Origin of the sequence: Nonomuraea sp. NPDC049655 (genome assembly GCF_044465465.1) — a bacterium.
Lineage (GTDB): Bacteria > Actinomycetota > Actinomycetes > Streptosporangiales > Streptosporangiaceae > Nonomuraea.
The window spans coordinates 28,286-41,387 of sequence record NZ_JBITLS010000003.1 but is presented as its reverse complement, the minus strand read 5'-3'; the positions used below and the strand labels follow the sequence as shown (position 1 = coordinate 41,387).

At 74.3% G+C, this 13,102-nt stretch carries 14 protein-coding genes; 7 read left to right on the top strand and 7 right to left on the bottom strand.

What is annotated here, in order from left to right; genetic code table 11:
* The first annotated feature begins 112 nt into the window (after nt 1-112).
* Nucleotides 113-1,462, top strand: a complete 1,350-nt coding sequence (locus ACIBQ6_RS09915; RefSeq protein WP_358286158.1) for an amidohydrolase family protein — start codon at nt 113-115, stop codon at nt 1,460-1,462.
* 19 nt (nt 1,463-1,481) lie between these two features.
* Here ACIBQ6_RS09915 and ACIBQ6_RS09910 read toward each other — a convergent pair whose 3' ends face one another.
* Complete coding sequence (locus ACIBQ6_RS09910; protein WP_397211012.1) at nt 1,482-2,318, bottom strand: aldo/keto reductase; 837 nt, start codon at nt 2,316-2,318, stop codon at nt 1,482-1,484.
* Nucleotides 2,319-2,433: 115 nt separating this feature from the next.
* Between ACIBQ6_RS09910 and ACIBQ6_RS09905 the strand changes: the two genes are divergently transcribed.
* Nucleotides 2,434-3,261: a metallophosphoesterase gene (locus ACIBQ6_RS09905; protein ID WP_358287545.1), complete on the top strand. Its 828-nt coding sequence runs from the start codon at nt 2,434-2,436 to the stop codon at nt 3,259-3,261.
* 20 nt (nt 3,262-3,281) lie between these two features.
* Here ACIBQ6_RS09905 and ACIBQ6_RS09900 read toward each other — a convergent pair whose 3' ends face one another.
* Genes ACIBQ6_RS09900 through ACIBQ6_RS09885 form a run of 4 tightly spaced genes read right to left on the bottom strand, consistent with a single transcriptional unit; the run spans nt 3,282 to nt 6,833 of the window.
* On the bottom strand, nt 3,282-3,926 hold the full coding sequence (locus tag ACIBQ6_RS09900) for a response regulator transcription factor (protein WP_358286154.1): 645 nt from the start codon (nt 3,924-3,926) through the stop codon (nt 3,282-3,284).
* Nucleotides 3,917-5,104 carry a sensor histidine kinase gene (locus tag ACIBQ6_RS09895; protein ID WP_397211010.1) on the bottom strand — a complete coding sequence of 396 codons (1,188 nt, stop codon included), beginning with the start codon at nt 5,102-5,104 and terminating at the stop codon, nt 3,917-3,919. The genes ACIBQ6_RS09900 and ACIBQ6_RS09895 overlap by 10 nt, the downstream gene beginning before the upstream one ends.
* A gap of 11 nt (nt 5,105-5,115) precedes the next feature.
* Nucleotides 5,116-5,922, bottom strand: coding sequence for an ABC transporter permease (locus ACIBQ6_RS09890; protein ID WP_358286150.1), 807 nt, complete (start codon nt 5,920-5,922; stop codon nt 5,116-5,118).
* The gene (locus ACIBQ6_RS09885; protein ID WP_397211007.1) at nt 5,919-6,833 is read right to left on the bottom strand and encodes an ATP-binding cassette domain-containing protein; all 915 of its coding nucleotides are present in this window, start codon (nt 6,831-6,833) and stop codon (nt 5,919-5,921) included. The genes ACIBQ6_RS09890 and ACIBQ6_RS09885 overlap by 4 nt, the downstream gene beginning before the upstream one ends.
* A gap of 174 nt (nt 6,834-7,007) precedes the next feature.
* On the opposite strand from ACIBQ6_RS09885, the gene ACIBQ6_RS09880 reads away from it, so the two are divergent.
* From ACIBQ6_RS09880 to ACIBQ6_RS09865, 4 genes are all read left to right on the top strand, one after another.
* Nucleotides 7,008-7,184 (top strand): hypothetical protein, encoded by a 177-nt coding sequence (locus ACIBQ6_RS09880; protein ID WP_397211005.1) that lies wholly within the window; start codon nt 7,008-7,010, stop codon nt 7,182-7,184.
* A 100-nt stretch (nt 7,185-7,284) separates the two neighbouring features.
* The gene (locus ACIBQ6_RS09875; RefSeq protein WP_397211003.1) at nt 7,285-7,749 is read left to right on the top strand and encodes a hypothetical protein; all 465 of its coding nucleotides are present in this window, start codon (nt 7,285-7,287) and stop codon (nt 7,747-7,749) included.
* Between the two features lie 10 nt (nt 7,750-7,759).
* A complete protein-coding gene (locus ACIBQ6_RS09870; protein ID WP_397211001.1) occupies nt 7,760-8,422 on the top strand; it encodes a glycine-rich domain-containing protein in 663 nt (220 codons plus the stop codon).
* Between the two features lie 6 nt (nt 8,423-8,428).
* Nucleotides 8,429-9,028, top strand: a complete 600-nt coding sequence (locus ACIBQ6_RS09865) for a class I SAM-dependent methyltransferase (RefSeq protein WP_397210999.1) — start codon at nt 8,429-8,431, stop codon at nt 9,026-9,028.
* Here ACIBQ6_RS09865 and ACIBQ6_RS09860 read toward each other — a convergent pair.
* Complete coding sequence (locus tag ACIBQ6_RS09860; protein WP_397210997.1) at nt 9,020-10,135, bottom strand: cupin domain-containing protein; 1,116 nt, start codon at nt 10,133-10,135, stop codon at nt 9,020-9,022. The two genes, ACIBQ6_RS09865 and ACIBQ6_RS09860, sit on opposite strands and share 9 nt — an antisense overlap.
* Nucleotides 10,136-10,231: 96 nt before the next feature.
* On the bottom strand, nt 10,232-11,680 hold the full coding sequence (gene argG, locus ACIBQ6_RS09855) for an argininosuccinate synthase (protein WP_358286136.1): 1,449 nt from the start codon (nt 11,678-11,680) through the stop codon (nt 10,232-10,234).
* A gap of 153 nt (nt 11,681-11,833) precedes the next feature.
* On the opposite strand from argG, the gene ACIBQ6_RS09850 reads away from it, so the two are divergent.
* On the top strand, nt 11,834-13,000 hold the full coding sequence (locus ACIBQ6_RS09850; protein ID WP_397210995.1) for an acyl-CoA dehydrogenase family protein: 1,167 nt from the start codon (nt 11,834-11,836) through the stop codon (nt 12,998-13,000).
* Nucleotides 13,001-13,102: the final 102 nt, after the last annotated feature.

Here is a 13,102-nt window from a genome sequence, read left to right as displayed (position 1 = left end):
TGATGCGCCGTGCCTCGAAAGGTAGAGGCATCGTCACCTCCCGGCACGAAATCGTATCTGATTCCATGTACGTTATGCGGATGGAAATGAGAGTGTCCAGAGCGGAGCGGATATGAAATCTGCGGCTGACAACAGGTCGGCGGATCTGGTCATGACCGGCGGCGTCGTCCACACGATGAACGCGGCCGGCCATCTCGCGTCCGGCATCGCGATCAAGGACGGACGCATCGTCAGGGTCGGCACTCCACTGCAGGTCCAGGCCATGGTGGGCCCGGGGACGCGGGTCGTGCGCCTGCGCGGCAGATCGGTGCTGCCCGGCATCAACGACAGCCACCTGCACGGCGCGTGGCTCGGCCTGCGCTGGCCCGACCTGCTGCTGGACCGCCTGACCGGCGCCGCCGACCTCGTCCCCGACTCCCGGCTGGGCAAGCAGGAGGAGCGGCGGGCGGCGATCCTGCGCGCCGGCGACCTGCTGGCCTCCCTGGGCATCACCAGCTACACCGAGCCCGGCCTCGGCCCCTGCGAGCACGACGGCGGCGGGCGCTTCGGCGTCGAGGTCCTGCGCGAGTACGCCGGGATGGCCGCGCGGGGCGAGCTGAAGGCGCGGGTGAGCGCGTTGCTGCTGTTCGCCGAGGTGGACGGGCGCAGCTCACTGCCCGACCTGGTCGCCGGGCTGCGCGACCTGACGCCGCCCGCCGAGGTGCCGGGCTGGTTCAAGGTGGCCGGGGTGAAGATCTTCGCCGACGGCATCCCGCCGATGCGCACGGCCTGGAGCGACGAGCCGTACGAGGACGGCACGCACGGCGCCCCGCTGGTCGAGGGCGGCTCGGAGGACGAGCGCGAGACCGCCCTGACGACCATGATCAAGACCGCCGCCGCGGCCGGGCACCAGGTCGCGGTGCACGCCACCGGCAGCCGCGCGACCCGGACGGTCACCCGCGCCCTGGCCGGAGCCCCCGGGCGGCGCCACTACCTCGTCCACGGCGACGTCCTGCATCCGGACACCCTCAAGACGATGGCCGCGGCCGGCATCGGCCTGACCACCCAGCCGGGCATCGCCGCCGCCGCCTCCCCCATGCTGCGCGACGCCCTGGGCCAGGCCGCGCTCGGGCACGCCTGGCCGGTGCGGGACGCGCTGGCCGCCGGCGTACGGCTCAGCCTCAGCTCCGACGCCCCCATGCTCACCCCCGACTGGCGGCACGGCGTGGCCGCGGCCGCCACCCGGTGGGCCGTCGAGGGCGCGCGCGACCAGCGGCTCGCCCTGGACCAGGCGCTGCGCGCCTACACCAGCACCCCGGCCTGGCAGGAGGGCGCGGAGTCGTGGAAGGGCTCGCTGGAGCCGGGCAAGGTCGCCGACCTGTGCGTGCTCGACGACAGCCTGCTGGACGCGCACCCGGCCGACCTGCCCGAGGTGCCGGTCGCGATGACGATGGTGGACGGCAGGATCGTCTACGAACGCTGACCGGGGGCGGCTGGTGGAGTCACAGCTCCACGTGGTGGTCGGGGTCGCCGCCGAGGCGGCTGCCGCCGCCGCCCAGGGCCGAGATGCGCGCCATCTCCTCGGGCGACAGCTCGAAGTCGAAGACCTCCAGGTTGTGGCGCATCCGCCCGGGGTCGGCCGACTTGGGGATCGGCACGGCGCCGAGCTGCACGTGCCAGCGGAGCACGACCTGGGCGGGGGTGCGGTCGTGCGCGGCGGCGACCTCGGTGACGGCCGGGTCGTCGAGCAGCTTGCTTCCGGCTCCGAGCGGGCTCCACGACTCGGTCGCCACGCCGTGCCCGGTGAGCCAGGCGAGCAGGCCGGGCTGCGGGAAGCCGGGGTGCAGCTCGACCTGGTTGACCGCGGGCCACACGCCGGTGGCGTCGACCACCCGCTCGATCTGCTCCGGGGTGAAGTTGGACACGCCGATCGAGCGGGCCAGCCCCTCCTCGCGCAGCCGGACGAACGCCTTCCAGGTGTCGACGAACAGGCCGTGGCCGGGCAGCGGCCAGTGGATGAGGTAGAGGTCGACGTGGTCGAGGCCGAGGCGGGACCGGCTCTCCTCGAACCCGCGCAGCGCCAGGTCGTAGCCGTGCTGGGCGCCGCGCAGCTTCGTGGTGACGAACAGCTCCTCGCGCGGCACGCCCGACTCGGCGACCGCCGCGCCCACGCCGCGCTCGTTGCCGTAGCTGGCGGCGGTGTCGATCAGCCGGTAGCCGAGCGTGAGCGCGTGGCCGACGGCCTGGCGGGCCTGGCGGTCGTCCATCGGCCAGGTGCCGAGGCCCAGGCGCGGCATGGCGCGGCCGTCGGAGAGCACGAGGGTCGGCGCGGTCGTCATGGCGGTCCTCTTCCGGGTGCGGGCAGGTGACGTACCTACCCGCCGCCGGGATGATCAACCTGCCGGTGGACCCCGCGCCACGTCGCGGCGCGGGCGGCGTACGATCCGAGACGTGATCACCGCTCCCCGCCTGCTCGCCGTCAGCGATCTGCACGTGCACCATCCCGACAACCGCGCGTTCGTCGAGGAGCTGCGCCCCGGGTCGGACGGCGACTGGCTGCTCGTCGCGGGCGACGTCGGCGAGCTGACGACGGACATCGCCTGGGCGTTGCGGCTGCTGGCCGACCGGTTCGCGCGGGTGGTGTGGGCGCCCGGCAACCACGAGCTGTGGACGCCGGCCCGCGACCCGGTGCGGCTGCGCGGCGAGGAGCGCTACCGGTACCTGGTGGAGCTCTGCCGCGATCTCGGCGTGCTCACGCCGGAGGACCCGTACGCGGTGTGGGAGGGGGCGCGCGGCCCGGTCACCGTGGCGCCGCTGTTCGTCCTGTACGACTACACCTGGCGTCCGGAGGGCGCGACGACCAAGGAGGAGGCCCTGCGCACGGCCTACGACGCGGGGATCGTCTGCACCGACGAGGTCATGCTCCACCCCGACCCCCACCCCGGCAGGGACGCCTGGTGCGCGGCCAGGGTCGAGTACACCGAGGCGCGGCTGGCCGCCCGGCCGCCGGGGCTGCCGACCGTGCTGGTCAACCACTATCCGCTGGTCCGTGAGCCGACGCGGGTGCTCACCCATCCGGAGTTCGCGCAGTGGTGCGGCACCGAGCGCACCGCCCGCTGGCACCTCGACCACGACGCCGCCGCCGTCGTGTACGGCCACCTGCACATCCCGCGCCTGACCCACCACGACGGCGTGCCGTTCATGGAGGTCTCGCTCGGCTACCCGCGCGAGTGGCGGCCGCGGCCGAACCCGCCGGCGCTGCCCCGCGTGATCGACGTGTGACCGCCGGCCCGGTCTGCGGGTCAGCCCTCCAGGTAGCGCAGGATCGCCAGCACCCGCCTGCTGTAGCCGGTGTCGCGCGGCAGGTCGAGCTTTTCCATGATGGCGTTGACGTGCTTCTCCACGGTGGACGCCGAGACGTGCAGGCGCTCGGCGATGGCCGCGTTGACCAGCCCCTGGGCCAGGTGGGCCAGCACCTCGGACTCGCGCGGGCTGAGCCGGCTCAGCGGGTCGGCGTGGCTGGTGCGGGCCAGCAGCCGCCGCACCACCTCGGGGTCGAAGGCCGTGCCGCCGGCGCGTACGCGGTCGAGGGAGTCGAGGAAGTCGGCCACCTCCGAGACCCGGTCCTTCAGCAGGTAGCCGAGCCCCTCGGCGGGCCCGGCCAGCAGGGTGGCGGCGTAGTGGGGCTCGACGTACTGGGACAGGACGAGCACGCCCACCTCGGGCCACCGCGCGCGGATCTCCAGGGCCGCCCGCAGCCCCTCGTCCTTGTGGCCGGGCGGCATGCGCACGTCGATCACCGCCACGTCGGGCCGGTCATCGGCGACGGCGGCCAGCAGCGCGGGCGCGTCGCCCACGGCCGCGACGACCTCGTGCCCGGCCTCGGCGAGCAGCCGGGTCAGGCCCTCGCGCAGCAGCACGGAGTCGTCGGCCAGGATCAGCCGCACGGCGGCTCCTTGGGCAGCGTGGCGACGATCTTCGTGGGGCCGCCGGGCGGGCTGTCCACGGTGAACGCGCCGTCGAGCGCCAGGACCCGGCGGGCCAGCCCGGACAGGCCGCCGCCCGCGGGGTCGGCGCCGCCTCCGCCGTCGTCGGAGATCGCCACGCTCACCGTCCGTTCGTCCTCGCCCACCACGACCAGGATGTCATGGGCGCGGGCGTGCTTGACCGCGTTGGTGATCGCCTCCCTGGTCACGAAGTACAGGGCGGTCTCGATCTCCGTGGCGGGCCGGGCCGACAGCCCGTAGTGGACGGTGACCGGCACGACGGAGCGTTCGGCGACGCCGGCCAGCGCGGCCTCGATCCCCAGCTCGTCCAGGGCGGTGGGGTAGATGCGCCAGGCGACGCTGCGCAGCTCGTCCAGGAGGCGGCGCGACTCGGCGTAGGCCTGGTCGACCAGCTCGGCGGTCCGGTCGTGGTCGCGGCCGTGCCGGGCGCGGCCGAGCAGCATGGCCAGGGCCACGCCGCGCTGCTGGACGCCGTCGTGCAGGTCGCGTTCGATCCGGCGGCGCTCGTCGTCCACGGCCCGGACGATGCCCGAGCGGGTCGCGGTCAGCTCGGCGATGCGGCGGCGCATGAGCTCCCGGCCGCCGGGGCCGAGGAAGTGGGCGGCCAGGCGGCGTTCGAGCACGCCGGCGGCCAGGGCGAGCAGCGCGGTCACCGTCAGCAGGGCCACGCCGCCGGTCAGGCCGAGCATGCCGCCGGTGGTGACGATCCGCACGCCCGGCAGCTCGACGGGAACGGGGGCCGAGCCGTCGGTGATCAGGTCCCACGCCCCGCCGCCCAGCAGCAGGCCGCCGACGAACAGGGCGACGGCGCAGCCGTACCCGCCGAGCACGCCCAGGGCGGCGCGGGCGGCCAGGTAGGCGTAACCGCCGTCGCGGGTGGGGGCGGGGTGGCCGAACCACCGGGTCAGCCGGGCGCGTTCGAGCGCCATGAGCCGCGCCGCGCCGCGCCGGGCCAGCGGGCGCGCGGCCGGGACCAGCCAGGCGGGCCAGGCCGCGCAGAGGAAGGCCAGCTCGACCGCGCCGAGCGCCATGCCGGCCAGCACCCCCACCAGCGCCTTCACCGCCCGGCTGCCGGTGTTCTCCCGGTTGTCCGGCATGGGCCCGAAGTTGTCCGACACGGGCCCGAAGTCTAGGCGTCGCGGCGGCGCAGCACGGCGTAGCCCGCCGCCAGCGCCGCCGCCGCCCAGGCCAGCAGCCAGGCCAGGCCCTCCCCCGCCGAGTACGGGACGGGCCCGCCGGTCAGGTTGTCCACGCTGCCCATGAACGCCAGCCCGGCGAACGTCGGCATGCGCAGCGAGGCGTCCAGCGCCGCCTGGCTCCCGGTCATCAGCAGCACCAGCGGCAGGCCCAGGAGCAGCATGAACACCACGGTCAGCGTGCCCGCCGCGCTGCGCATCGCGGCCCCGGCGCCCAGCGTCGTCACCGCCACCAGGGCGAAGAACACGCCCGCGCCCGTCACGTCCCGCACCGCCTCCCCGAACGGCAGCGCGACCAGCCCGCCGAACGCGTCGGCCTGCAGCACCACGTAGACCGCCGCCGTCGCCACCGCCCCCGACAGCGCCCCGGCGGCGAACATCACCGGCGCCACCACCAGCGCCTTGGCGGCCAGCACGAGCCCGCGCACCGGCGTGGCCTGCAGCGTGACCCTGATGCCGCCCGAGGAGTACTCCGACGTGATCGCCAGCATGGCCAGGGCGACCAGCGCGAACTGCACGAACGACGTGGCCGACACCACGGACTCGCTCGCCGTCACCCGCGCGCCGGGCACCCCCTCTCGCACCCCCTCTCGCACCGCGTCGGTGGCCGCGGCGGCGGCCAGGGCCACGGCGGTCAGCACCATGAGCGCCGCCGCGCCGGCCAGGCACCACCACGTGGACCGGACCGACCACAACTTGCCCCACTCGGCCCGTGCCGCCTGCCACAACGCCGCCGTCACGCGCCCGCCTCCGTCGTCCCGTACTCCACGCTGCTCTCCGTCAGCTCCTGATAGGCCTGCTCCAGGGACGCCTCCCGGGTGCGCAGGCCGTGCAGCCTGATCCCGGCCTCGTAGGCCAGGTCGCCCACCCGCTCGACGGGCGCGCCGGTGGCGACGACCTCGTTCTCGGCGACGCGCTCGGCGGCGATCCCGGCGGCGCGCAGGCGTCCGGCCAGCTCCCCGGCGTGCGGGGTGCGGGCCAGCACGGCCGTCAGCGAGCTGCGCCCGATGACCTCGGCCAGGGGCGCGTCGGCGATCAGCCGGCCCTTGCCGATCACCACCAGGTGATCGGCCGTGAGCTGCATCTCGCTCATCAGATGGCTGGAGACGAACACCGTGCGGCCCTCCGCGGCCAGCGACCGCATGAGCCGGCGCACCCACCGCACGCCGTCGGGGTCGAGCCCGTTGACGGGCTCGTCGAACAGCAGCACCGCCGGGTCGCCGAGCAGCGCGGCGGCGATGCCGAGCCGCTGGCTCATGCCGAGCGAGAGCGCCCCGGCCCGGCGGTTCGCCGCGCCGGCCATGCCGACGCTCTCCAGCACCTCGGCCACCCGCCGCACGGGGATGCCGTTGCTGCGGGCCAGCGCGGTCAGGTGCGCCCGGCCGCTGCGCCCGGGGTGCAGCGCCCGCGCGTCGAGCAGCGCGCCGACCGTCCGCAGCGGGTTCCTGATCCGGTGGTACGGCACGCCGCCGACCAGCGCCGTGCCCGCCGAGGGCCGGTCGAGCCCGAGGACGAGCCGCATCGTGGTGGACTTCCCCGCGCCGTTGGGACCGAGGAACCCGGTCACCGCGCCGGGTCTGAGCTCCAGCGACAGGTCGTCCACCGCCGTCCGGTCGCCGTACCGCTTGGTCAAACCCTTCAGACTGATCACGAGGGTCAACGCTAGGCAGCCGGGGGACGGGCCACCATGGGGTCCGGCCGCCGACCTCGATGGCGGAAAACCGGAACAGACCAGGTCGCGACGCCGTCCGGCCGGGGCGAGCGCGCCCAAACAAGACGGTGCCGTTGCCCCGCGTTGACGTGCGGCTCACTACGGTTGCCGAGCATGACCGAAGACAAGAGCCGGAACCGGCGGCGGATCAGCATCGACGAAGTGGGCCTGGAGAAGCGCAGGTCCGCGATCCAGGCGCTCATGGAGCAGCCGCCGTCACCGGCGTCCGAGCAGGTGGGCGTCTTCGCCGAGGCGAACGCGCCGGGCACGGCACAGGGCGACCTCGGCTGAGCCCGCCCGGCGCGGCCCCGGGTTCGGCAAAGCGGCGGCGCGGCGCGCCGCCGCTCCCGGGTCCGGGATGTCACGCTCGCCGGGAACGAGGAGTACCGCCATGAGCAAAGCCGTGCAAGGGCCCGAGCCGCATCCTCTCCTGGTCAAGCTGCTCCAGGAGGGTTCCCCGGACACCATGACGTTCTGGGGCTACGTGGGCCCGCCGTACCAGGACGGATTCGTCACGCTGTATCCCAGCCTGGAGGATCTGAACTCGGCCCTCGACATCCCGCAGAGCGACGTCCTGCACATCGAGGACGTGCCCGAGGACATCCTGCTCTTCGGCGCGAAGGTGTTGTGGGTACGCCGGGACGCCAAGGTCGTCCGCCGGCAGGCCGGCACGGCGGAGACGTCGCTGACCTCGGAGGCCGCCGAGGCCGCCGGGGACCCCGGGGAGATCCGGACGGGCCGGCTGCACCTGCGGGTCAAGACCGAGCGCGCCGACTGCCACAGCCCCTGCATGACCTGCCGCGACTGCAGCAGCGTGTGCATCTCGTCCTGCCGCAGGAAGTCGTCGCCGGAGTAGGGGAACCGACATGATCACCGACACCCCGCTCGCCGCGCTCGACCACCAGGCGCCCTACCTGCTGGAACGGCTCGTCAAGGAGCGCGTCGCCGCGACGGAGGAGGAGGCCGGGGAGCTGTTCGCCGAGGCGAAGAAGTACCTGGTGCTCACGCAGGTCGACCGGTCGCGGATCTGGACGATGCACTCGACGCGCGTCGACGACGCCTGGCATCACTTCATCCTCTTCACCGGCCTGTACACCGAGTTCTGCCGCACCTACTTCGGCCGGTACGTCCACCACAGCCCGAGCAACGACCCCGGCACGCCGGACGAGCCCGCCGAGGAGACCCCGGCGGGCACGTTCGCCGAGTTCCGCGACCGCTACGAGGAGCTCTTCGGCTGCCCGCTCCCCGACGTCTGGTACGACCATCGCACCGTCACGCTGACCCGCCGCATGGTGAACGAGCGCGCCGGGCTGCTCACCACCCGCCGCGACGGGAACCAGGTCGAGTTGCTCTCCCCGTCGGGCGAACCGCTGGTGGCCGCCAACATGATCGCCTCGCCCGCGCTGGAGTTCGTGGCCCGCACCGGCGCCTTCTACGTGCGGGAGCTGCCCGGCGGCCTGACCGGGGAGGAGCGGGTCGCCCTGGCCGGGGTGCTGGTCGAGCAGCGGATCCTCAAGGTGAGCGGCTAGCGGGGCGTGACCTACGCCTCCCTGCGGGCGGGGCGGGGACCCAACGCCCTCGTCGTCGAGGCGCTGGGCGTGCTCGGCGGCGTCCGCGGGCGGGCGCTGGACCTCGGCGCGGGCCCGCTCAACGACACCCGCCTCCTGCTGGAGCTGGGCTTCTCGGTCGAGGCCGTGGACACCGACCCCTGCACCCTCGCGCTGGCGGCGGCCTGGCGGCACCCGCGGCTGCGGGTCGTGCACGCCGACGTCCGTGACGTGCCGGTCACGGCGGGGGCCTACTCGTTCATGGTCGCGATCCACGTCCTGCCCTTCCTGCCCGAGGCCGACGTCCGCCGGGTGGCGGCCGCGATGGCCGGCGGCCTGGCCGCGGGCGGCGTGCTGTGCTGCACGTTCTTCGGTCCGGAGGACGCCTGGGCGGGGCGGCCGGGGCGCACGTTCCTGCGTGCCCCCGAGGCCGGCGCGCTGTTCCCCGGGCTGGAGCCGGTCGTCCTGCGCGAGGACCGCTACGACGGCGTCGACGCCAGGGACGAGCCCAAACGCTGGCACGTGGTGCGCTGCGTCTTCCGCAGGCCCGCTGCCCCCGGCACAGGTGGCGCCGCCGGGTCAGCCTGACGTCGCGAGGGTCAGGAAGCCCTCCTCGACCAGGCGGCGTACCAGGGCGAGGCCGTCCTCCCCCGGCAGGCCGGCCGCGGTGAAGGGTTCGCCGTCCGCCATGCGCAGGAAGGCGGCCTCGTGCCGGGCCGGGAGGCTGAGCCGTTTGCCGTGGAAGGCGAGGACCAGCGTGCCGGCGTCCCGTCTGCTCTCCCAGCGCAGGCCGGGGCGGAGCCGGACGGCGGTGCCGGCGTCGAGGCCGGCCAGGCCCGCGAGGTCGAGCAGATGGCCGCCCAGCCGGTCGCCCTCGGCGAGCAACGCCATGTCCACCGCGTCGTCGGCCAGCCTCTCGGGGGTGAGGACGGTCATCAGGCGGGCGGTCAGCTCCCGGATGCGCTCCCGTGCGGCGGCCCGGCCGCCGCTCGTACGGGCGAAGCCGAAGGGCAGCGGCTCCTGGCAGTCGGGGTCGGCGGAGACGGCCGCCTCGCACCCGGCCAGCAGCACGTCGGCCCAGGTCAGGGGATGGACGCCGACGCTCAGGTGCAGGGACGCGCCCTGCGCCGAGGCGGCCTCGTGCGGCAGGCCGCGCGGCAGGTAGAGCAGGTCCCCTTCGCACAGGTCGAACTCGTGGCGGGCGTCCTCGTGGATCCGCCAGCGTTTGGTCCCGGCCACCTGCAGCACGAACACGTCGTGGGAGTCGTGGTGGACGCCGAAGCCGCGCGCTCGCGGCGGGGTGAGGTAGGCGTTGACCCGGCACTCCGCGCTGAACTCGCCCGCCAGCCGCCGGCACAGCTCCCGCAGCGGCGGCCACCGTTCGTGCACCGAGGGCATGATCAGGGTCGAGCCGTCGCGGTAGCGGGCGTAGAGGTCCTCCAGCCCGGCCGCGCCGCCGTCGGCGTGGCCGTCGCGGACCACGCGCACGGCCCCGGCGTGCAGGCCGGAGCCGGACAGCAGCTCGTCGAGGCGGGCCAGCGAGAACAGCTCGCGGTAGTGGCCGGGCGACCGCCTGCGCAGCAGGAGATGCCGCCGCCCCTGGTGGTCCCGCAGGAACTCCTCGCGGGACACCGGGCCGAGCAGCCAGTCGATGGCGGGCGTGACGTCCGCGCCGTCCCGCTCGTCGAGCATCATCTCCGGTCCGTACCCGTGGCGTCCGCGCGCCACGCCCCGGGCCGCGCGGGGCCGCCCAGGGGCGGCCCGGGAGGCCCGGGGGCCCTGGGGGCGCGGTCAGTCGGTGCCGAACTCCATCGCGGCGCGGTCGAGCAGCTCGTCGTCCTCGGCGACCTCGCCGCGGGAGGCGATGGCCTCCGCGCCGCCCTGCGGCATCGCGCCGATGAGGCCGGTCGAGGCCGCCTGGGCGGCGCCGATGAGCGCCGGGTGGGTGGTGCCGACCATGCCGAGCGTGGCGTACTGCTCCAGCTTGGCGCGCGAGTCGGCGATGTCCAGGTTACGCATGGTGAGCTGGCCGATGCGGTCGACCGGGCCGAACGCGGAGTCCTCGGTGCGCTCCATCGACAGCTTGTCGGGGTGGTAGCTGAAGGCCGGGCCGGTGGTGTCGAGGATCGAGTAGTCCTCGCCGCGGCGCAGCCTCAGGGTGACCTCGCCGGTGACCGCCGTGCCGACCCAGCGCTGCAGCGACTCGCGCAGCATGAGCGCCTGCGGGTCGAGCCAGCGGCCCTCGTACATGAGCCGGCCGAGCCGCCGGCCCTCGTTGTGGTACGTGGCCAGGGTGTCCTCGTTGTGGATGGCGTTGACCAGGCGCTCGTAGGCGGCGTGCAGCAGCGCCATGCCGGGGGCCTCGTAGATGCCGCGGCTCTTGGCCTCGATGATGCGGTTCTCGATCTGGTCGGACATGCCCAGACCGTGCCGGCCGCCGATCGCGTTGGCCTCCATGACCAGGTCGACCGGGGAGCCGAACTCCTTGCCGTTGATCGTGACCGGGCGGCCCTGGTCGAAGCCGATGGTGACGTCCTCGGGGAGGACCTCGACCTCGGGGTCCCAGAAGCGCACGCCCATAATCGGCTCGACGGTCTCGATGCCGGTGTCGAGGTGTTCGAGGGTCTTGGCCTCGTGGGTGGCGCCCCAGATGTTGGCGTCGGTCGAGTACGCCTTCTCGGTGCTGTCGCGGTAGGGCAGCCCGTGGGCGAGCAGCCACTCCGACATCTCCTTGCGCCCGCCGAGCTCGGAGACGAAGTCCGCGTCGAGCCAGGGCTTGTAGATGCGCAGGTGGGGGTTGGCCAGCAGGCCGTAGCGGTAGAACCGCTCGATGTCGTTGCCCTTGAACGTGGAGCCGTCGCCCCAGATCTGCACCTCGTCCTCAAGCATGGCCCGCACCAGCAGGGTCCCGGTGACGGCGCGGCCGAGCGGCGTGGTGTTGAAGTAGGCCCGGCCGCCCGAGCGGATGTGGAACGCGCCGCAGGTGAGCGCGGCCAGGCCCTCCTCGACCAGCGCGGCGCGGCAGTCGACCAGGCGCGCGAGCTCGGCCCCGTAGGCCAGCGCGCGGCTGGGCACCGAGGCGATGTCGGGCTCGTCGTACTGGCCGATGTCGGCGGTGTAGGTGCACGGGACGGCGCCCTTGTCGCGCATCCACGCGACGGCCACCGAGGTGTCGAGACCGCCGGAGAAGGCGATGCCGACCCGCTCGCCGGTGGGCAGGGAGGTGAGAACCTTGGACATAGAAGAAGATTATGCATTGCAACGCATGTTCATGCAAAGCCAGTGTCTTTTCCGGGTGCGGGCCGGGATCTCCGGCGGAGGGTGGACAACCGGGCGGGGACGTGATCTGACGGAGGAAGGACCGCCGACGATCACGAACAGGAGCACCGGGACATGAGCGACACGCCGCGACTGCACTCAGCCGGCCCCACCCACCTGGACCGTGCCCGCGACCTGCGCCCGCTGATCGAGAGCGAGGCGGCCGAGGCCGAGGCGCTGGGCAGGCTGACCGAGCCCGTCGTGGCCGCCCTGCACGAGGCCGGGCTGTTCGGCGTCTGGCTGCCCGCCCCGCTGGGCGGCGCGGAGTTGTCGCCGTCGGAGCTGCTCGACCTCTTCGAGGAGCTGACCTACGCCGACGCCTCGACCGGCTGGGTGGTCATGGCCACCACCCTGGAGAACGGCACGGCGGGCGCCTACCTGGGCGACGACGCCGTCGAGCACATCTTCGGCGGCCCCCGCACGCCGCTGTTCGCGGGCCAGGGCACCCGGCCGGGCACCGCCGTGCGCGAGGACGGCGGCTTCCGGCTGACCGGCCGCTGGAGCTTCGCCTCGGCCATGCCGCACGCCCGGTACGTGCACAGCCTCGGCGTCGTCGAGGGCACCGGCGAGGAGCGCATCTTCATCACCCCGGTCGAGGACGCCGAACCGCTCGGCAACTGGGACGTCCTGGGCCTGCGCGCCACCGGCAGCCTCGACTACGCCATCGACGGCGCCTTCGTGCCGGAGTCGCGCACGCACCTGTTCGCGCAGCGGGAGCCGCTGCGCGGCGGCGCGATCTACCGGCTGGGCCTGCTGGACCAGGCGCTGATCGCCCACTCCGGCTGGGCGCTCGGCCTCGGCCGCCGCCTGCTGGACGAGCTGGGCCGGCACGTCGCGGCCCGCGCCGGACGTCCGGGTCAGCTCGCCGTCAGCGACGCCTTCCACACCGGCTTCGCCCGCGCCGAGGCGGCCCTGCGGGCGGCGCGCGCCCTGGTCCGCGAGACGTGGGAGGACGCCGAACGCACCCTGAACGCGGGCGGCACGCTGTCCACCCGCCAGGAGACGATGGTGCGGCTCGCGCTCAACCACGCCACCTCGACGCTCACCGGGGCGGCCGGGTTCGCCTACGCCTCGGGCGGCACGACGGCGCTGCGCGACGGCCTGCTCCAGCGCCTGTTCCGGGACGCGCACGCCGGCGCCCAGCACATCACCTCGGGCCCGCAGGCGCTGCGGGAGTGCGGCCGCGAGCTGGCAGGGCTGGCCCAGGGCGAGGAATGGACGCTCTTCACCCTGCAACCCTGACCCGAAGCCCCACCCCGAAGCCCCACCCCGAAGCCCTGACCCACCCTGAAGCCCTGACCCGAAGCGCCGCCCTGAACCCCTGCCCCGGGGCCCTGAGCACCG